This window comes from Mycobacterium kubicae (assembly GCF_015689175.1).
Lineage (GTDB): Bacteria > Actinomycetota > Actinomycetes > Mycobacteriales > Mycobacteriaceae > Mycobacterium > Mycobacterium kubicae.
Genome location: NZ_CP065047.1, coordinates 2,611,378 through 2,632,072, shown reverse-complemented (window position 1 = coordinate 2,632,072; position 20,695 = coordinate 2,611,378). Strand labels below are relative to the sequence as shown.

11 protein-coding genes and 1 pseudogene are annotated in these 20,695 nt (G+C 66.6%); 7 read left to right on the top strand and 5 right to left on the bottom strand.

Going from position 1 to position 20,695, the window contains the following annotated elements; translation table 11 throughout:
* The first annotated feature begins 148 nt into the window (after positions 1–148).
* The 5 genes from I2456_RS12335 (at position 149) to I2456_RS12315 (ending at position 3,650) form a co-directional block, all read left to right on the top strand.
* Complete coding sequence (locus tag I2456_RS12335) at positions 149–499, top strand: hypothetical protein (RefSeq protein ID WP_139823043.1); 351 nt, start codon at positions 149–151, stop codon at positions 497–499.
* Entirely contained in the window at positions 496–1,083 is a 588-nt protein-coding gene (locus I2456_RS12330) for a hypothetical protein (protein WP_139823044.1), read from the top strand. The genes I2456_RS12335 and I2456_RS12330 overlap by 4 nt, the downstream gene beginning before the upstream one ends.
* 416 nt (positions 1,084–1,499) lie before the next feature.
* Entirely contained in the window at positions 1,500–2,273 is a 774-nt protein-coding gene (locus tag I2456_RS12325; RefSeq protein WP_085073109.1) for an ABC transporter ATP-binding protein, read from the top strand.
* A gap of 2 nt (positions 2,274–2,275) precedes the next feature.
* A complete protein-coding gene (locus I2456_RS12320; protein ID WP_241007980.1) occupies positions 2,276–3,025 on the top strand; it encodes an ABC transporter permease in 750 nt (249 codons plus the stop codon).
* A gap of 1 nt (position 3,026) precedes the next feature.
* Entirely contained in the window at positions 3,027–3,650 is a 624-nt protein-coding gene (locus I2456_RS12315) for a TetR/AcrR family transcriptional regulator (RefSeq protein WP_068026160.1), read from the top strand.
* Here the strand turns inward: I2456_RS12315 and I2456_RS12310 are convergent.
* Complete coding sequence (locus tag I2456_RS12310; RefSeq protein WP_085073111.1) at positions 3,616–3,828, bottom strand: Trm112 family protein; 213 nt, start codon at positions 3,826–3,828, stop codon at positions 3,616–3,618. The genes I2456_RS12315 and I2456_RS12310 overlap by 35 nt on opposite strands.
* Positions 3,821–6,859 (bottom strand): acyl-CoA synthetase, encoded by a 3,039-nt coding sequence (locus I2456_RS12305; protein ID WP_116672369.1) that lies wholly within the window; start codon positions 6,857–6,859, stop codon positions 3,821–3,823. The genes I2456_RS12310 and I2456_RS12305 overlap by 8 nt, the downstream gene beginning before the upstream one ends.
* 144 nt (positions 6,860–7,003) lie before the next feature.
* Here I2456_RS12305 and I2456_RS12300 point away from each other — a divergent pair, with 144 nt between their 5' ends.
* Together I2456_RS12300 and I2456_RS12295 are read left to right on the top strand one after the other, a co-directional pair.
* Positions 7,004–8,776, top strand: coding sequence for an ABC-F family ATP-binding cassette domain-containing protein (locus I2456_RS12300; RefSeq protein WP_085073112.1), 1,773 nt, complete (start codon positions 7,004–7,006; stop codon positions 8,774–8,776).
* A pseudogene (locus tag I2456_RS12295) lies at positions 8,773–10,067 on the top strand (cytochrome P450). Before I2456_RS12300 ends, I2456_RS12295 begins: the two are co-directional and overlap by 4 nt.
* Here the strand turns inward: I2456_RS12295 and I2456_RS12290 are convergent.
* The 3 genes from I2456_RS12290 to I2456_RS12280 form a co-directional block, all read right to left on the bottom strand.
* The gene (locus I2456_RS12290; protein WP_085073113.1) at positions 10,050–11,111 is read right to left on the bottom strand and encodes a type III polyketide synthase; all 1,062 of its coding nucleotides are present in this window, start codon (positions 11,109–11,111) and stop codon (positions 10,050–10,052) included. The pseudogene I2456_RS12295 and the gene I2456_RS12290 overlap by 18 nt on opposite strands.
* Before the next feature lie 167 nt (positions 11,112–11,278).
* Positions 11,279–14,335: a type I polyketide synthase gene (locus tag I2456_RS12285; protein ID WP_139823045.1), complete on the bottom strand. Its 3,057-nt coding sequence runs from the start codon at positions 14,333–14,335 to the stop codon at positions 11,279–11,281.
* Positions 14,336–20,689, bottom strand: coding sequence for a type I polyketide synthase (locus tag I2456_RS12280; protein ID WP_139823050.1), 6,354 nt, complete (start codon positions 20,687–20,689; stop codon positions 14,336–14,338).
* Positions 20,690–20,695 lie beyond the last annotated feature (6 nt).

The window sequence follows — 20,695 nt, the reverse complement described above, 5'->3', positions numbered from 1 at the left end:
TTGCCGCTGCACCCCGGCCTGTGGCGGACCGGCGAAATCAGGACACCCGATGGTCAGTGGATGCGAACTAGCAACGCGCACAATCAAAACCGCCATCGTCATCGCACCTGCGTAGGGAGCCGAGCGGGTACTTGCCGCCGGTGACGCGATGACGTGCGGTGGCGAAGCCGAGGCGATGCGGGCGTTGCTCGCCAGGTCGACCACCGAGATCGCGTCGTCACCAACGTCGATGGCCACGGTCGGTTGTGGCGGGTTGGTGTTGAGCCGCAGCGCGGTCGCGGTGTTCTTGAACGACCCGAAAACCGAGGAGGAGAACTTTCTCGCGACGTTCGGGACCAGCAGGCAGCGGGTCGGTTCTCCAGCTGCGGGCCCGCGTGCGTCGAGTGCCGACCGGCGACCGATAGCGGTGAGCAGGTCATCGAACTCCGGGGCCCACATTGTCGCGTCCACGCTGTCGACCGGCGGTGCGTCCAGCGGGGTTCCGGTGGCGACACGATGATCTTGTCCACCGATGACAAACCGGTGCGGGCCGCTTCGCAGGTGCAGCGCCGTGCCTTTCGCCGTTTCGCCATAACCCGCAATAGTCCATTTGCCCAACTGCGCCTCCCCGAACGGAAAATTATCGCCGGGGCTCGCGCTGATGGTCACACCTCCGCTGACGATGTCGACGACGACCGTCTTCTTGCGATTCATCCGCCGCTGGAACAGCCCGAAAGCCGGCATGGCAAGCAAGAGGAACGCGATGAACACCACGAAGCCGCCGACCTGCATGACACTTTCGGCGTCCAGCACGGCACCGACCCAAAAGAGCAGCAGGTAGATCACGCCGAGCGACGCCATGGCCCCGAGCATCATCAGGTTGGTGTACTTCATCATCTGCCTGGAGCTGGGCGGGGCGGCGGATATCAGGAAACGGCGCGAGGGTGCCGCGTCCTGCGGACCAGACGGCAGCAGACCTGCAGCCCGGTTTCGATCGGCACGCTGGTGGTCGAGATCGGCGATACGTTTTTCGGGATCGCCGTGGTCTGTCAGCACATCGTTCATGGCCGTTCCTTCCCCGCGGCAGCGGAGCCGTCCGTTTAGCGCGGACCGATTGCGGAATCCTTGCGTCGGCTTCGCGACCGATTCGGCCGTTGAACATGGCCGGCAAAATCGTCCCACCGCAACGCCGCCGGGTTACGCCCGCAGCTTTTGCACTGGCGGACGGCGGCCCGACCCGCCAGATTCGGTTGACAAGCCGCCATGTTCGGCGCTTGGGGGGTCGTGCGGCTACGCCGTTGCCGAGGCGGGCTGCTCCGGCAACTGTTGGCCAGCGTGCCCCAACAGGCCTGCCCAACTCATGGGGAAAACTCCCTATTTATGTCCGCCTGCTGCTCCGCCGGCGAGCGGTAACCGATCGCATCACCGCCCACACCTTTGCGGCGTGGTCGGCGCGGATTGCACATCCGCGCCGTCAGCAGGGTCTTGACAAGGGTGACCACACGGAGCATATTCATCGCATGATGACTTCATCACACGATGAATTACCTCGTCGCTCGCCTGAGCCGGCCGTCAGCATCAAGCACCTACGGGTGGTCCGCGGCAAACACACCGCGTTGCACGACTTCTCGGTGGACATCGGCGCGGGGTCCATCACCGGCCTGCTCGGCCCGTCGGGCTGCGGGAAGAGCACCCTGATGCGCTGCATCGTGGGAACCCAACTGGTGACCGGACCGTCAAAGGGCAGCGTCACGGTGCTCGGCCACCCGGCCGGGTCGGCTCCGCTGCGCCGGCGGGTGGGCTACCTACCCCAGGACGCGGCGATCTATCACGACCTGCGCGTGGTGGACAACGTCCGCTACTTCGCCGCGCTGTACGGCTTCGACGCCCACGCCGCCGATCACGCCATCGACCGGGTCGGCCTGGCCGACCATCGAGACGCTTACTGCGGCAACCTCTCCGGAGGTCAGCGCACCAGGGTTTCCCTGGCCTGCGCGCTGGTCTGTCAACCGGCCCTGCTCGTGCTCGACGAACCCACCGTCGGCCTCGACCCGGTACTGCGCGCCGACCTCTGGGAGCAATTCGCCGAACTCGCGCAGGGCGGCACCACGCTGCTGGTCTCCAGCCACGTGATGGACGAGGCCGATCACTGCCGCGACTTGCTGCTCATGCGGGACGGCCACCTGATCGCCCACACCACACCGGCCCAACTACGAGAGGAAACGGGATGCAGCTCACTGGAGGACGCGTTCCTGTCCATCATCAAACGCAGCACCGTGCGCCAAGCAGGCTGAGCCTGCACGGGTACACCTCGACCACGGCGCGCATCTTGCGTCAGTTGGCCGCCGATCACCGCAGCGTCGCGATGATCCTGGTGGTGCCGAGCGCGATCATCACGCTGATGTACTTCATGTTCGAAAACGCACCGCACCGCCCGGGCGCACCGACGCCGTTCAACGGCGCCTGCTTGATTCTGCTGGGCCTGTTCCCGCTACTGCTGATGTTTCTGATTACATCGATAACCATGCAGCGCGAACGTGCCTCCGGAACGCTGGAGCGCATCCTGACCACGCCGCTGCGCCGGCTGGACCTGCTGGCGGCCTACGGAACCGCCTTCTCGGTCGCGGCCGCGGCGCAGGCCACGCTGGCATGTGTGGTGTCCTTCTGGTTCCTGGGACTCGACACCTCCGGAAATCCTCTGTGGGTGTTCATCATCGCCATCATCAACGCGGTCCTCGGCGTCGGCCTGGGCTTGCTGTGCAGCGCGTTCGCCCGCAGCGAGTTCCAGGCGGTTCAGTTCATGCCGGTGGTGATCGTGCCGCAGCTGCTGCTGGCCGGGGTCATCGTGCCCCGCGCCACCATGCCGGACTGGCTGGAGTGGATCAGCAACGTCATGCCGGCCAGTTACGCGCTGGAAGCCCTGCAGCAAGTCGGCGCGCATGCAGAGTTGACCGACGTCGCGGTGCGCGACATCGTCGTCGTGTTGGCTTTCGCCATCGCTGCGCTGTGTCTGGCTGCCGCAACGCTGCACCGACGGACGCCATAACGTGGCAACGACAAAGGCCAGTCGCAAGCGACCCGGGCGACCCGCCGGAAATTCCGATACCCGTGACCGGATTCTGGCCAGCGCCCGAGAATTGTTTGCCCGCAACGGGATCGGAAATACCTCGATCCGCGCGGTGGCCGCGGCGGCCGGTGTCGATTCGGCTCTGGTGCACCACTACTTCGGCACCAAGGAAAAGCTGTTCGCGGCGGCCGTGCACATCCCTATCGATCCGATGAGCATCATCGGCCCATTACGGGAAGTGCCGGTCGAGGAAATCGGCCTGCGGCTGCCGTCGATGTTGTTGCCGCTCTGGGATTCTGAGATCGGCGCGGGGTTCATCGCCACCTTGCGGTCGATCCTGTCCGGCTCAGAGGTCAACCTGTTCCGCTCGTTCATTCAGGACGTGATCGCGGTGGAAGTCGGCAACCGCGTGGACAATCCCCCGGGCACCGGGATCATTCGCGTTCAATTCGTCGCGTCCCAGCTGGTCGGCGTGGTGATGGCCCGCTACATCCTGCAACTGGAGCCGTTCGCCTCGCTGCCGGCCGACCAGGTCGCGCGTGTCATCGCGCCGAATCTGCAGCGTTACCTCACTGGGGATCTGCCGGACGACCTCGTGCCATGAGCCGCTCGTGTTCTTTCTCGTCGACGTCGCGAGCCTCGTCCACCAACAGCACCGGAATGCCGTCTTCGATACGGTAGGCACGCCGCAGCCGCGGGTTGTAGAGCACGTCGTCGACCAAGATCAATGGACCCCGGTCGGCGGGACAGACCAAAATGTTCAGCAGTGCATCATCAAGCATCGGTGGTCGCGTGCTTTCCGCTCAGTTCGGTACGGACCCCGGGGGTCAGCTTCCGGAATTCCTTCGTGTTGGGGTCGAAATACCAGGCGTTTCGCCCCTTGGGGATCCCAGCCGCCCGCAGTGGGCTGGCCGTGGGGCGGTACGTCGCGCTCAGCGTCATGTCGGAAACCACGTGCACGATGTCGGGCCCCAGGCCCACCGGCATGCGGGCCGCGGCTTCGGTCAAATCGGCCGCGGTGATCGTCGCGCCCGGGCACAGCGTGACGGCCGAGACGGCGAACGTCTGTTCCCCCACCGAGACGTCGTAGGTCACGGCCAGTTCCACCGCGTCGATGAAACCTAGTGCGTCGGTGACCAATTCCGGGAAAACGAGGCCTCGGGCGGTGCGGATCACCGAACCTCGCCGAGCCGCAAGCCAGTAATCGCCGTCTTCGTCCCGGCGGAACAGGTACTCGGTGGAGATCCAGGTGTCGGCCGGCGCGAAGACACCGCGCTTGACCGAGGCGGTCGGGTCGATCGGCCCCCGGGATTGGGCCAGCAGCACGCCGATCTGGTTGACGTCGGCCACTTGCACGAAACCGCGATCGTCTTCCAGGATCAGGTCGTTTTCGGCGTCGTACGCCGCGAGTTCGACTCGCCCGACCCCGGGCAGCGGGCGGCCCTTACTGCCGGCCTTGGCGCCGGAGACGTTGGCCAGCACCGCTTGACCATCGGTGGTGGCGAAGAACTCGACGACATGCGCGGGCGCGAATTGGCTGCAGACCCGCTGCCACAGACCGGTCGGCATACCCGAGCCGATGAACAACCGAATGGGGTGATTGCCGTGCAAGGAGAACTCCGGATGATCGACGACATCGCGCAGCATCGCCCAGGTGTAGGACACGACGGTGACCCCGTACTGGCGTACTTCGGCGATGAAGCGGTCCGGGCGCATGCCGCGGGTCAGCGCGATGCGAGTGCCGCCGACTACGGCGCCGCCCAAGCTGACCAGCAGCGCCGATTCGTGATGCAGCGGCGTCAGGCAGTAGACGGTGTCTCTGCGGTCCAGCGCCGCGGTCGATGCGGTGCCGAACGCCGACACCGCCCAGCGGTAGTTGGTGATCTGCTTGGCCACCAGCTCACCGCCGACCGCGCTGAACGCGATGAACGCCAGGTCGCGGGCCAGTCCCGGGTTGGGCCGGTACCAGGCGGGCAGCTCGACCGCGTCCGGGTCGATCTGCTCCATGTCGATGACTTGGCCCTTGTCCACGGCATCGGCCGGCAGGTGTAGATCACGCGTCTCCCCGCCGCCGAGCACGAGAATCTGGCCAGGTAGTTCGCGAGCCGCGTCGAGATGGGTGGGGTCGGTCATGATTTCACTGACGCCCCCAAGCCGGACCGCGGCAGCCAAGTCGGAGTCGGGGCGCAGCAGCACGGCGATCGCGCCCAGGCGGGACAACGCGGCGATGGCGACCAGGGCGCTGGGCCGGGTCTCCATCAGTACGCCCACCCGGTCACCCTGGCGTACCCCGACTTCGATCAGGCCGCGCACGACATTGTTGATGCGGCGGTTGACGGCCTCGTAGGTGTGGACGCGGCCGTCGAACAACAGGAACTCACCGCGCGGCGCATCGTGTGCCTGCTCTTCGATGATGCGGCCCAGCGAGATCCGGGTGTGGTCGTTGAGCTGGCCGAGACGTGCCAGGCGCGGCAAGGTGCGAGCGGTTTCCACGGCCAGCGTCCGCATGGACTTGTTAGCGGCGACCACCGCGTCGGCGGCTCCGCGCGCCACCGACAGCGCCGCCTCGGACACCTCACCCAGGCCATGCGCGATCCGGGAACTGAACAGCACACCGCTGTCGGTGTGTTCAGCCGGCTGCTCGACCATCACGCTGATGCTCGGCGGCTTGTCGCCATCGCTGGAAATCCACCGCACCCACTCCGCGACGGTCGGCCAGCTCTGCACGGCTGCTTTGGTTCCGACGACCAGGCCGAAATGCCCTGTGCGGATGTCGCATTCGTAGACTTCGGTGTTGGGTGCCGCGCGCCGGATCCCGCGCACCGACGCCGGCTGACCGATGTCGTCGACCTCACCGACGAATGCCAGTATCGGGCAGGTGATGTCGGTGAGCGTCACCAATTGACCGTTGATGGCGAACCCGCCGGTCATCATCCGATTGTGCGCGATGAACTGCTTGAGTAGTTCGGAAACCGCCGGCCCGGACCAGGCGATCCATCCTTCGGACTCGAGGAACCTGCGCTGCTGTTCGCGCGGGAGCAAAGCCTCACGGTCGTGCAGCTGACGGACGAAGTCGATGCGGGCCTTCGCGGTCTTGAGTGGGTCCAGCAATTGAAAGCCGGTGCGGGCCAACCAGCTTGGGATGTCCAAGCGGTTGAAGACGTGGTCCGCCATGAAGTTGGCGGCGGCCGCGCCGAAGTTGGCCGGAATGCCCATCGGTAGTGCGGCCAACGTGTCCACCGGCGAGCCGAACGTGACGATGCTGGCAAGGTTTTTCGACCGCCGGTAGGCGGCGACCTGATAGCACCACATCCCGCCTTGGGAGTAACCGACGAGGTGCACGTCCTGGCCGGTGGCGTCCTTGACCGTGTCGATGGCTTGATCGAGCGCGACGATGTGGTCGGCCAGGTTGCGTCGCATGCCGCCCTCGACCTTGTCCGGTGAGCCGAAGTCGATGACCCAGGGGTCAAGGCCGCTGGCGTGCAGAATGCCCACCGCGCCGTCCTCGCGGGTCACGTCCCACATGTCCGCCGACATCATCATCGGGTGCACCATCAGCACCGGCGGGCCGACCCGAGGCTGACCGGGCCGCTTGTCCGGCGGGAAGTATCGCCGGAGCTTGTACATCGGCACACTCTCGACGATCTGTGACGGCGAGGGGACGCTGCCGGTTTCCAGGCCGCCGAGGCGCAGCACTTCCAGACCGTTCTGCGCGGTGGCCACCAGACGCTCGACGGGCCGGGTGACCATCGAAAAATTGAGATCCACTACTGCTCCTGGGTGCCCCTGAGTACGCCTTGACAGCTTGGTCATCATGGCACATCGGTCGCGCCCGCGGTTTTATGCCGGCTTCCGAGTCCGCCGCGGTCCTCTTATTTGCCGAGCCGGTACTTTCGCAGGCCGTCACTGGTACTTCTGCTGCAATTCTTCGGGCTGGCTTCGACTAGCGTCGGCCGGGTGGCGCACCTGCTCGGAGCCGAAGCGATCCACCTGGCCTACCCGAACCAGGTGGTGTTCGATTCGGTCACGCTCGGCGTCAACGACGGTGCACGCATCGGTATCGTCGGCCGAAACGGCGACGGGAAATCCAGCCTCCTCGGGCTGCTCACGGGTGCGCTGCAGCCGGATTCCGGCCGGGTCACCCGGCGCAGCGGCGTGCGCGTCGGCGCCCTGAGCCAGGCCGACACCCTCGACTCCGCCCGCACCGTCGGCTGGACACTGGTCGGCGACCGACCCGACCACCAATGGGCGGGCGACCCGCGCATCCGCGATGTCGTCGGCGGGCTGGTCTCCGATATCGCCTGGGACACAACAATCGCCACTCTCAGCGGCGGTCAGCGGCGTCGCGTCCAGCTGGCCCAACTGCTGGTCGGCGAGTGGGACATCATCGCCCTCGACGAGCCCACCAACCACCTCGACATTGAAGGCATCACCTGGCTGGCCAACCATCTGCAGCAACGCTGGGCGCGCAACTCCGGCGGTTTGCTGCTGGTCACCCACGACCGGTGGTTCCTGGACGAGGTCGCCACCACCACCTGGGAGGTCCACGACGGCATCGTCGAGCCCTTCGAGGGAGGTTATGCCGCCTACGTGCTGCAGCGCGTCGAGCGGGACCGGGTGGCCGCCGCCGCGGAGGCGAAACGACAGAACCTGATGCGCAAAGAGTTGGCCTGGTTGCGCCGCGGCCCACCGGCCCGCACGTCCAAGCCGAAGTTCCGCATCGATGCGGCGAACCAGCTGATCGCCGACGTCCCGCCGCTGCGCAACACCGTCGAGCTGGCGAAGCTGGCGACCGCCCGGCTGGGTAAAGACGTGATCGATCTGCTCGACGTGTCGGTCACCTTTGACGGCCGTCCGATTCTGCGCGATGTCGAATGGCGGATTGCACCCGGTGAACGCACCGGCATCGTCGGGGCCAACGGCGCGGGCAAATCAACGCTGCTGGGGTTGCTGGCCGGCACCATCCAGCCCGACACGGGCCGGGTGAAGCGGGGCAAGACGGTGCGTCTGGCCGTGCTCGACCAGCGCGGCGACGAGCTGGCCAAGTTCGCCGACGACCGGATCGTCGACCTACTGGGCAGCTTGCGCGGCGGCTATGAGGTCGAGGGCCGGGAAGTCACACCCACGCAGTTGCTGGAGCGGCTCGGTTTCGGCGGCGGTCAGCTCTCCTCACGCGTCGGCGACCTGTCGGGCGGCCAACGGCGGCGTCTGCAGCTGATGCTCACCTTGTTGTCCGAACCGAACGTACTGCTGCTCGACGAGCCCACCAACGACGTCGACACCGACATGCTGACCGCCACCGAAGACCTGCTCGACTCCTGGCCAGGCACCTTGATCGTCGTCTCCCACGACCGCTATTTGCTGGAGCGGGTGACCGATCAGCAATACGCGGTTCTCGACGGCAAGCTGCGGCACCTGCCCGGTGGGATCGACGAATATCTGCGGTTGGCCGCCCGTCCCGCTGACACCCGCGCGGCCGAACCGTCAGCGCCGCCAACCCAAGCCATGTCCGGCGCCCAGCGTCGTGCCGCGGAGAAGGAAATCACATCACTGGACCGCCAACTCGCTCGCCTCGCCGACCGGATCGCGGCCAAGCACACCGCGTTGGCCGAGTACGACCAATCCGATCACGTGGGATTGGCGCAGCTGACCCAGGAGTTGCGGGCGCTGGAAGAGGAGGTGACTGCCGTGGAGAGCCGCTGGCTGGAGGTGTCGGAGGTGCTCGAATGACGCTTGTCCGCTACCCACCTGGCGACGCCCTGCTGGCGCTGTACCGCAGACGGGGCCCGGTCATCAGCACCGGGGTCGGCAGCCACGGGTACACGTATCTGCTGGGGCCAGAGGCCAACAAGTTCGTCTTCGCCAACGCCGAGGCGTTCAGTTGGCGAGAAACCTTCGAGAATCTGGTACCTGTCGACGGGCCGACCGCGCTGATTGTCAGCGACGGCGAAGACCACCGCAGACGGCGCAGTGTGGTCGCCCCGGGGTTGCGGCACCGTCAGATTCAGGACTATGTGGACACGATGGTGTCCAACATCGACGCCGTGATCGACACCTGGCAAGTGGGCGAGAGAAACTGGATCTCTACCAAGCCTTCCGCAACACGATCCGGCGCAGCACCGCCGATAGCCTGTTCGGGCAGCGACTGGCCGCGCATTCGGATTTCCTGGGCGAACAACTCGAACCGCTACTAGCTCTGACGCGTCGACCGCCGCAGGTGATGCGGGTGCAAAAGCGGCTGAACTCCCCCGGCTGGCGGCGCGCGATGGCCGCTCGCAGGCGCATCGACGACCTCGTCGACGCGCGGATCGCCGAGGCGCGGTCACAACCGAGACCGGATGACCATATGTTGACGACGTTGATCAACGGCCGCTCCGATGACGGGGAAGGTCTGCAAGACAACGAGATCCGCGACGCGATCGTCTCCATCATCACCGCGGGTTACGAGACCACCAGCGGCGCCTTGGCCTGGGCCGCGCACACGTTGCTGACCGCGCCCGGTGCATGGGATGCCGCAGCGGCGGAGGTGGACGCCGTGCTGGGCGGCAGGCCCCCGACGGCCACCGACCTCACGGCGCTGACCTATCTCAACGGCGTGGTGCACGAGACACTTCGGCTCTACCCGCCCGCGGTGATATCGGCCCGCCGGGTGATCCGCGACCTGCGCTTTAAGGGGCACCGGATCCGAGCGGGTCGGTTACTGATCTTCAGCGCCTACGTCACCCACCGGCTCCCCGAAATATGGCCTGCTGCAACGGAGTTCCGACCGCGACGGTGGGACACCGACGCACCCGACTACCGTAAGCCCGCACCGCACGAATTCATTCCGTTCAGCGGTGGGTTGCACCGGTGCATCGGAGCGGCGATGGCGACAACGGAGATGACGGTAATGCTGGCACGGCTCGTGGCGCGCACGACGCTGCGGTTACCGCCTCAGCGCATCCGCGCCGCGCACTTCGCCGCGTTATCTCCCTCGCCGGGATTGACGGTCGAAGTGGTCGGCTCAGCGCCAGCGCAGTAGCACCAGTTCGGCGCAGAAGCCGGGTCCCATCGCCAGCATCAGGCCCGGGCTTCCGCTGGGCGGCCGCTTTTCGATGGTGTCGCGCAGAATGTGCAGCACCGACGCCGACGACAGGTTCGCGATCTCGCCGAGCGAGCGCCACGTCAGTTCGAGTGCGTCCGGGGGCAGGTCGAGACTTTTAGTGATCGCGTCGATGACCTTGGGACCGCCGGGGTGGCTCACCCAAGCACCGATGTCGTCCCTGGTCAGGCCGTGCATACCGAGGAACGCGTCGACATCGTCGGCCAGATACCGCTCCACAAGCGTGGTCAGTTCGGGCGAAAGGCGTAGCTGCAGGCCATGGGAACCGACGTCCCAGCCCATGATGTGCAAAGAGTCCGGGTAGAGGCTGCTGCGCGAGTCGAGGACGTCGGGTCCGCTCGGACTCAACTGTTCAGCCCGCCGGTCGCCCACCGCAACCACCGCGGCCGCGCCGTCACCGAACAGCGCGGTGCCGACCAGACCCGAAACCGTCGGCTTGACCGCCGGGTAAGTCAGCGAGCACAGCTCGACTGAGATCAACACGGCGACGTCGTCGGGTGCACCGCGCAGGTAGTCGTGCAACCGGGCCACCCCGGCGGCACCGGCGACGCAGCCCAAACCGAACAGCGGCGTGCGGCGAACGTCGGGGCGCAGGCCGATGCGCCCGGCGATGCGGGCGTCCAAGGACGGTACTGCTACCCCGGTAACGGTGGTAGTGGCGATCATGTCGATGTCTTGCGGTGTCAGACCGGCTTCGTCCAGGGCACCCATCAGGGCCTCAATGGCCAGGTCGACCGCCTTTTCGATGAAGATCTCGTTGGCGTCGCCGAAGTCGGTCAGCGTCGGATACTGCTCCAGCGGGAGGACGAAGTGCCGGCTGTTGACCTTGGCTGCGGCATGCAGGCGCCGGACGATTTCCTCGTGCTCTTCCAGGCCCGGGAACTTGACGAACTGGTCAGTGATCTCACTTTGGCTGTACCGGTGCGGCGGCAATGCACCGTAGACACCTGCAATGACGCTCATGCCCCTGCTCTCGCTTTGTTCACTTGACTCGGCCAGCCCGCCCGAACAGACTCCTTAAAAGTCAAAGTTTAAGCGGCTTCACCCAGTCCCGCAAAAGAGATCCCTATTACACATCTGTCGGATTTCGCCGCAACAGTAAGCCGATTTTATTGTCGACTGCCGCGCAGCTAATCCGAATCTCCATTTTCATTGTCTTGACGCAGCGCAAGCGCGATGAGCGCATCGGGACTCAACGAGTCGATCTCGTCGTCGCCGATATCGGCCGCCAAGCTGGCGTTTTCCGGCGCATCGGTTAACGCCATCAGTTTTTCCAGCAATCCGGTTCTGCGCAGCTCTGCGATGGGAATTGTCCGCAGTCGAGACCAAAGGTCTTTCTCGTTTGACTTAACCGGAAATTCATCGTGTGCCAGCTGCCGAGCAAGGTGATCGGCCAAAGCGGCGGGGGTGGGATAGTCGAATATCAACGTGCGCGAGAGTGACAATCCGGCCAGCCCGGTTACTTTCTTGAGGCGGTCGCGCAACTCGACTCCGGCCAGAGAAGTGAACCCGAGGTCTTGGAATGGGCGATAGGCGTCGATGTCGTGGCCGTTATGGTGACCCAGCACCGTCACCGCGTGCGAGCACACCAGCTCCACCAGTTCCCGGCGCTGCTCGGTCGGGGAAAGCCGGCGTAACCGGTCGATCGTGTCGGGGTCGCTCGGAGTCGGGTCGATCAGTAGATCTTCACCGCCGCCCAACCAATACCGCTGCCGCGCGAACCCGTACGTCGGCAATTCGACCCGGGCGGGACGCATTCCGTCGAACACCGGTCGCCAGTCCACACTCGCGCCGGCACTGAACAGCCGGCCCAGCGCGGAAAGCACCGACTCAGCCTCGGGACGATCCTGCGGCAGCGTCGTGACCGTCAGTGCCCGATCGTTACTCAACGACTGTTCCACGGCCGACGTCAGTCCCCCGCCGGGACCCACCTCGACGAAGACTCCGGCGCCGCGCGTCTGCGCGGCCGCGACGCTGTCGGCGAACCGGACCGGCCGACGCACGTGGTCCACCCAGTACTGCGCCGACCCGTAGCCGCGCTCGGCGAGCTGCCCGGTTACGTTGGTCAGCAAGCCGATTCGCGGTTCCTGGGCGGCAAGGCCCGAAAGTGCGTCAGCGAACCGCAGCAGCATGGGCTCCGTCAGCGCCGAATGGAACGCATGTGAAACCGCCAACCGATGCACCTGCCGGCCGTGGTCGACCAAGCGTTCGGCGACTGCGCCGACGGCTGCCTCCGGGCCGGAAATGACCACCGAGGTGGGGCCGTTGTACGCGGCGATTTCGACGCCGGCCGGCAACAATGGCGTCACCTCCTCCGCGCTGGCCAGCACCGCCACCATCGCGCCACCAGCGGGCAGTGCGGCCATCAATTGACCGCGCCGCGCCACCACCCGCGCGGCGTCCGGTAGCGCCAGTACTCCCGCGACATACGCCGCGGCGACCTCCCCGACCGAGTGGCCGATCACGAAGTCTGCCGTTAGGCCGCAGGACCGCAGTAACGCTGCCAGCGCGACCTCGACGGCGAACAGCGCCGGCTGAGCGAACTCGGTATTTTGCAGCAGCGCGGCGTCCGTGCCCCACATGACCTGCCGCAGCGGCATCCGCAGATGCGCGTCCAGCGCGCCTGCGGCTTCGTCGAATGCCGAAGCAAACACGGGAAACCGCTCATAGAGCCGTTGGCCCATGCCCAGCCACTGTGCGCCCTGGCCTGGAAACACGAACACCGTCTTACCCGTCCAGCCGACCCGACCGGTGACAGCTGGTTGAGCCAGCCCTGCCAGGAGGGCCGGGCGATCAGCGCCCACGACGACAGTCCGGTGCTCGAAGACGGCGCGGGTCGAAATCAGCGACCACGCCACATCGACCGGGTACAGGTCGGTGCGTTCATCCACCCAGGCCGACAACCGCGTGGCCTGATTGGCCAGCGCCTCAGCTGAGGCGGCCGACAGCACCCACGCGACAGCGGTATCCGCCTTGCTGGCAGGGCTTTTGGCTGCCTCGGGGGCCTGCTCGACGATCACGTGCGCGTTGGTCCCGCCCATCCCGAACGACGACACTCCGGCCCGTCGCGGCTGGCCTGCCCACGGGGTCAACGCCGTGTGAACGCGCAGTCCAAGACCTTGCAGATCGACGCCTGGGCTGGCGGCGGAATAGTTGAGACTTGCTGGCAGCTGGGCGTTTTCGAGGGCCAGGACCACCTTGAGCAAACCGGCTATCCCCGCGGCGGCCCCGGTGTGGCCGATGTTGGTCTTCACCGACCCCACGGCCACCGGATCGTCCCGGCGGCCGGTGAAGACGTCACCGAGAGCGGTCGCCTCAATCGGGTCGCCGATCTCGGTGCCGGTGCCATGTGCTTCGACATAGTCGATTTGGCCGCTGTCCAAGTCGGCGCTGGCCAGGGCCCGCTGTATGACGTTCACTTGCCCGGCAACCGAGGGGACGGTCAACCCAGCGGCACTACGTCCGGCGTTGCCCACGGCGCTGCCGCGGATGACGGCCCGAATCTGGTCACCGTCGGCCACCGCCGCGGCTAACGGTTTGAGCAGGACCAGGCCGGCGCCTTCGCTACGCACATACCCGTCGGCGCGGCCGTCGAAGGCATAGGTATGGCCGGATTCCGACACCGCACCGAATTCGGTTTCCAGTGGGGCTGTTTCACTTGCCAGGTTCAGGTGCACACCGCCGGCGACGACGAGCGGTGATGCACCGCCGCGTAGGGTTTCGCAGGCCAGGTGGACGGCGACCAGCGCCGAGGATTGCCCGGAATCCACCGTCACGCTGGGGCCGTGCCAGTCGAACAGGTACGACACCCGATTGGCGATCATGCCTCTGCTGATGCCGGCGAACGAGTGGTGGTCCACGTGGCCCGTCGCGGTGGTCAGAAAGGCGTAGTCGTCGTTCATCGCGCCGACGTACATCGCAATCGGTTGTCCGCGCACCGAATCGGGGACAACGAAAGCGTCTTCGAGCACCTCCCAGGTCAATTCGAGCATCAATCGTTGCCGCGGGTCCATGGCGCTGGCCTCACGGGGCGAGACGTTGAAGAAGTTGGCGTCGAACTCGGCGACGCTGTCCAAACCGGCCGGCGTGGCTTCGCGTGCTTCACACAACAGCCGCCAGAATTCCTGCGGGCTGGTCGCGCCGGGGAATCGGCAGGCAACGCCGATGATTGCCACGTCCTCAGACATCTACGGGCCGAAATCCTCGTCGAGGATGGCGAACAGTTGGCTGTCGGTGGCTGTGGTGATGTCGTCATCAACGACAGGCTCGACAGGCTCGTCAGGCAGCGGCGCCGGCACGGTCAGGCCGGTCACGATCGTCTGCAGGCGTGCGCTCAGGTGTGGCTTGTCGTCGGGCTTCCAGTCGGGCTGGTCGAGCAGGGTCTGCAGTTCTCTTGTGATCTCGTTGAAGCGGGCCAACAGGTTTGGTTCCGCTCCGGCGGCGACGGGAGCGCTGGCCAACTGGGCGTCGAGGTGCTCGGCCAACGCGGCCGGGGTCGGGAAGTCGAAGATCAGGGTCGGTGTCATGGTGAGCCCGGTCGCGGCCTTGATCCTGTTGCGCAACTCCACCGCGGTCAACGAGTCGAACCCCAGGTCTTGGAATGCGTCGTCGGCCTTGATGTCTGCGCTGCGCGCGTCCCCGAGCACGACGGCGGCGTTGCTGCACACCAGCTCGGTGAGTTCGCGGCGGCGTTGCTCGAGGGTCATGCCACGCAGGCGGGAGGCGACCGCCGATGTCGAGGCCACCGGTCCGGAGGCCGCACTGGCCCGCCGCGCCGAACCGCTGACCAACCGGCTGAACAGCGGCGGCACGGCGCCGCCGGCACCGGCGAGGGCGGAGCGATCCAGCCGCGCGCCCACCACCGACGCCCGGTCGGACACCAATGCCGTATCCAACAGCCCCAGGGCTTGGTCAGTGGGCAACGGCGCCAGGCCAACCCGTGTCATGCGGGTCAGATCCCGCTCGCTCAGGTGCCGCGTCATCGCGGACTCCTGCTCCCACAAGCCCCACGCGACCGACAATCCCGGCAAGCCGCGCGCACGCCGATACGCCGCCAAGCCGTCCAAGAAGGCGTTTGCCGCGGCGTAATTTCCCTGACCCGGCGCGCCCACCATCCCGGCCAGGGAGGAGAACATGACGAACGCCGACAGGTTCCGGTCCGCGGTGAGCTCGTGTAACGCCCAGGCCCCATCGACTTTGGCACGCAACACCACGTCGACCTGCTCGGGGGTCAAGCCGGTGAGCACCGCATCGTCGAGCACGCCGGATGCGTAGAACACCGCGCTGAGATCCGGCAGCTTCGCAACCACGCCTGCCAACGCGTCGCGGTCGGCCACATCGCAAGCCACCGCCTCCACTTGACCGCCCGCCGAAGCCAATTCGGCGATCAACTCCGAAATCCCGTCCGCCAACGGGCCACGACGGCTGAGCAACACCAGACGGCGCACGCCATATCGCTGCACCAGGTGACGCGCCAGCGCCGCACCGGCCATTCCGGTGCCGCCGGTGATCAGCACCGTGCCGCTCGCCCACGCATTCGGCATGGTCAATACCACCTTGCCGACGTGGCGGGCCTGACTCAAGAACCGGTAGGCCTCCGGTGCCTGGCGTACGTCCCAGGACTTGGTCGGAAGTCGGTGCAGCACACCCACTTCGAACAGTTCGATCAGCTCTGCGAGCATTTGCTCGATGTGCTGCGGGCCGGCCTCCATCAGATCGAACGCCCGATACCGCACCCCGGGATGAGCCTGGGCGATGACCTCTGCGTCACGCAGATCGGTCTTGCCCATCTCGAGGAAACGACCACCGCGGGGCAGCAGCCGCAGGGACGCGTCGATGAACTCTCCGGCCAGCGAATTGAGCACCACATCGACACCGCGGCCGTCGGTCGCCAACCAGAACTTGTCCTCGAAGGCACAGGTGCGCGAATCGGCGATATGGGTGTCGTCAAATCCCATCGCTCGCAACGTGTCCCACTTAGAGCGACTGGCGGTCACGAACACCTCCAGCCCGTAGTGCCGGGCCAGTTGTACCGCTGCCATGCCCACCCCACCCGCGGCGGCGTGCACCAGCACCGACTCCCCCGGCTGCACCTGCGCCAGGACGCGCAAGGCGTAGTAAGCCGTCAAGAACACGACGGGAATGCCCGCGGCTTCGGTCATGGACCAACCTGCCGGCACCTTGGTGACCATCCGGACGTCCACCACCGCCTCCGAGCCGGCCACGCCGAGCAGCCCCATGACCGCGTCACCGATGGCGAATCCGCCCACTTCCGGGCCGACTTCGGTGATGATTCCCGAACCCTCGGCACCCACCGACGCAGCACCGGGATACATGCCCAACGCCACCAGAACGTCGCGGAAGTTCACGCCCATCGCGGTGACAGCAACCCGCACCTGCCCGGGGGCCAGCTCCACGCTTTCCGCCGGCACCAATGCCAGCTCGTCCAAGGTTCCGTCGCCGCTCGCGACCAACCGCCACGGGCTTTGCGGCACTTGCAGCATCGGTTGCGGGGTGACGGGCACCAGGCGGGCTCCGTGTGCGACACCGGAGCGGATGACCAATTGTGTTTCACCGCAACCGACTACGTCCCTAACAGGAATGGAGTCATCGGTGTCGACCAGCATGATTCGATCCGGATGCTCCGCCTGGGCCGAACGCACCAGTCCCCATACCGCGGCTCCGGCCAAATCGGTGACATCGTCACCGGTCAAGCCGATCGACCCGTGCGTGAGCATCACCATCTTCTCGGGATGCTCCTCAGACAGCCACGCCTGTAGCTCTGCCAGGGCTTGATGGGTGGCCGAGTACACCGACTTCACATCCACGCCTGGTTGCGATGGGCATATCACGGCATTGTCGTCGCGGTCGGCCGCGGCCAACGCCACGGGCATCCAGGCCACCTCCAGCAGACCGCGACTGGCGTCGCCAGCGGCGGCGGCGGACAACTGCTTGGCCGATACCGCACGCATCACCAAGGTCCGCACCGACAGCACCGGTACCCCGGCCGGGTCGGCCAGCTCGACTGACACGGCGCCGTCCCCTGCCGGGGCGAGTCGCACCCGCACGCGGGACGCCCCGCTGGCGTGCAAGGAAACCCCTTGCCATGCGAAAGGCAACACCGTGGTCTCCTGCGCATCGTCCATCCCCTGGTCCATCCCCTGGTCCATCCCCAGGGCATGTAACGCCGAATCCAGGATCACCGGATGAATTCCGAAGCCGTTGAGTGTCAGGCCCGCATCGTCGGGCACCGCAACCTCGGCGAAGATTTCCGACTCTCGCCGCCACATGGCCGTCAGCCCGCGGAACGACTGGCCGTACGCGTAGCCCCGGGTTGAGAACCGGCCATAGGCATCCGCGACGTCGACCTGGTTGGCACCAGCCGGTGGCCACTCGGAGAGCTCGACCGCTGGAGTGACGGACTTGGCTCCGAGCACCCCTTGGGCGTGCAATGTCCATTGCGAATCCGGCTCGGCCACCCGGGAATACACCGCTACCGGACGCTGAGCCGACTCGTCTGCCGCACCCACCGTGACCTGCAACTGCACGCGACTGGTCGGCGGCAACACCAGTGGTGCCAGCACCGTCAACTCCTCAACCGCGTCACAACCGACCTCGTCGGCGGCCCGCAACGCCAACTCCACGAACGCCGCGCCGGCGAACAGCACGGAGCCGCCGATCATGTGGTCGCCAAGCCACTTCTGCTCGGGGACCGACAGCCGGCCCACCATCACCACGCCGCCGGACTCCGGTTGTTCGACCACCGCCCTGAGAAGGCCGTGCTGCGCTTCCGCCAGACCCATGCCGCTGATATCCGGAGATCCCGTCGCGCCCAGCGGCAACCAGAATCGGCGTCGCTGGAATGCGTAGGTGGGCAAGTCCACTCGCCGCCCGCCTGATTCGAACACCGCTGACCATTGCACTGGCATACCGGCGGAGAACAGGCGCGCCAACGCCTGAAGCAAACCCGGCAGTTCCGGACGATCCCGACGCACCGCCACCGCGCACACCGTCTCCTGGGTCGGCAGGGATGCTTCGATCAGTGCCGTCAATCCACCGCTCGGGCCGACCTCGAGGAACCGGGTGGCACCGGCTTGCGCCAGGGACTGCACGCCGTCGGCGAACCGGACCGGACGCCGCACGTGGTCCACCCAGTACCGCCCCGAGCCGTAGCCCGGTTCGGCCAGTCGGCCGGTGACGTTCGACAACAACGGGATTCGTGGTTCGCTGACTTCGATGCCGGAGGTCATCCGCGTGAAGTCGCCGAGCATGGGGTCCATCAACGGCGAATGAAACGCGTGCGACACGGCCAGTCGCTGCACGCGACGGCCTTGGCGTGCGAGTTCGGCCGCTGCGGCGTTGACCGCCGCCTCGGTGCCGGAGATCACCACCGACCGCGGCGCATTGATCGCCGCGATGGCGGCGCCATCGGCGAGCAACGGCAAGACTTCCCGCTCAGTGGCTTCCACTGCGACCATCACGCCACCGGCCGGCAGCTTGGCCATCAATCTGCCCCGCGCCGCGACCAAACCAGCGGCATCCGACAGTGACAACACCCCGGCCACATGCGCGGCCGCGATCTCGCCCACCGAATGGCCGACCACGAAGTCAGGGGTAATGCCCCAGCGCTGCAACATGTTTGCGAGCGCGACTGCCACCGCGAACAGCGCCGGCTGGGCGAATTCGGTGCTGGTCAACTGCTCTTGCGCACCGTCCCACAGCACGCGGCGCAGCGGTAGGCGCAGGTGGCGGTCCAACACGTCGGCTACCTCGTCGAACGCTGTCGCGAACGACGGCACCTGCGCGTACAGCTGCGCCCCCATGCCGACCCACTGCGCGCCCTGCCCGGGGAAGACGAAGACGGTCTTGCCCGTCGACCGGGCCCGGCCCACCGCCACATCGGGATTCGGTTCGCCTGCGGCCACCCTGGACAACTCGGCCATGAGTTCCTCACGGCCCTGGCCCACCACCACGGCCCGGTGGTCGAATACCGATCGCGTCGCCGCCAGTGACCACCCGACGTCGACGGGATCAAGCTCGGGACGCTCGCGCACCCAGTGCAGCAGTCGCGCGGCCTGCGCGGCCAGCGCCTCGCCCGACCGGGCGGATACCACCCACGGCACCGCCGGGGCACGGGTAGAGCTGTGAGCGGCAACGGGTTCCGCCGCGGCGGGTTGTTCGATGATGACGTGCGCGTTGGTGCCGCTGATGCCGAATGACGACACCGCCGCCCGGCGCGGCCGATCCACGACCGGCCACGGCCGCGCCTCGGTGAGCAACGACACCGCCCCGGCCGACCAATCCACATGCGGTGTCGGCTCATCCAAGTGCAGGGTCTGCGGCAGCAGGCCATGGTGCATCGCCTGCACCATTTTGATCAGCCCCGCCACCCCCGCCGCCGCCGACGTGTGGCCGATGTTGGATTTGATCGACCCCAACCACAGAGGCCGCTCGGCCGGACGGCCTTGACCGTACGTCGCCAAAAGCGCTTGAGCCTCAATGGGATCCCCCAACGTGGTGCCGGTGCCATGCCCTTCCACCACGTCGACGTCAGCGGTGCCCAGCTGTCCATTGGCCAGCGCCGCCCGGATCACCCGCTGCTGGGCGGGACCATTCGGGGCGGTCAAGCCATTGGAGGCACCGTCCTGGTTCACCGCCGTCCCACGCACCAGGGCCAGCACCGGATGCCCTAACCGCTGAGCATCGGCCAACCGTTCGACCACGAGCATGCCGGCGCCCTCTGACCATGCCGTCCCGTCGGCGGCGCCGGCGTAGGCCTTGCACCGCCCGTCCGGGGCCAACGCCCGCTGCCGGCTGAACTCCACGAACGCCGCCGGGGTAGCCATCACCGTGGTGCCTCCGGCCAGCGCCAGATCGCATTCCCCGGATCGCAATGCCTGCGCGGCCAGATGCAGCGCCACCAACGACGACGAGCAGGCCGTGTCCACCGACACGGCCGGGCCTTCCAGTCCGAGCACGTAGGCTATGCGTCCTGAGGCCACACTCAACGTCGAGCCGGTCAACCCGTAGCCTTCCAACTCGCCTTTCACCCAGCCGCCGTAGCCGGCGTGAATGACCCCGGCGAACACGCCCGTCGCCGAACCGCGCAACGTCGTCGGGTCAATGCCCGCGCGCTCCAGCGCCTCCCACGACACTTCCAGCAACAGCCGCTGTTGAGGATCCATCGCCAGCGCCTCGCTCGGTCCGATCCCGAAAAACCCGGCATCGAAATCACCAGCGTCACTCAAGAATTGACCGCGGCGGGTATACATCTTTCCCGGCGCATCAGGATCGGGATCATAGAGCGAGTCCACATCCCAGCCTCGGTCGTCGGGAAACGCCGACACCGCATCGCGGCCGTCAATGACCAGCTGCCACAGCGCTTCCGGTGAGTCGATGCCACCGGGATAACGGCAGCCCATTCCGACCACCGCCACCGGCTCGGTGAGCCGCGCTTCCAGATCCGCAAGCTGGCGACGAGACCGCCGAAGATCGGCGGTGAGGCGCTTGAGGTAATCGACATGCTTGGCTTCGCCCGGCATCGGCGC

Coding starts and splice junctions, on each gene's coding strand:
- I2456_RS12335 (WP_139823043.1), top strand. CDS start 149: ATGACGTGCGGTGGCGAAGCCGAGGCGATGCGGGCGTTGCTCGCCAGG.
- I2456_RS12330 (WP_139823044.1), top strand. CDS start 496: ATGATCTTGTCCACCGATGACAAACCGGTGCGGGCCGCTTCGCAGGTG.
- I2456_RS12325 (WP_085073109.1), top strand. CDS start 1,500: ATGATGACTTCATCACACGATGAATTACCTCGTCGCTCGCCTGAGCCG.
- I2456_RS12310 (WP_085073111.1), bottom strand. CDS start 3,828: ATGCTTGATGATGCACTGCTGAACATTTTGGTCTGTCCCGCCGACCGG.
- I2456_RS12305 (WP_116672369.1), bottom strand. CDS start 6,859: ATGACCAAGCTGTCAAGGCGTACTCAGGGGCACCCAGGAGCAGTAGTG.
- I2456_RS12290 (WP_085073113.1), bottom strand. CDS start 11,111: ATGAGCGTCATTGCAGGTGTCTACGGTGCATTGCCGCCGCACCGGTAC.
- I2456_RS12285 (WP_139823045.1), bottom strand. CDS start 14,335: ATGTCTGAGGACGTGGCAATCATCGGCGTTGCCTGCCGATTCCCCGGC.
- I2456_RS12280 (WP_139823050.1), bottom strand. CDS start 20,689: ATGCCGGGCGAAGCCAAGCATGTCGATTACCTCAAGCGCCTCACCGCC.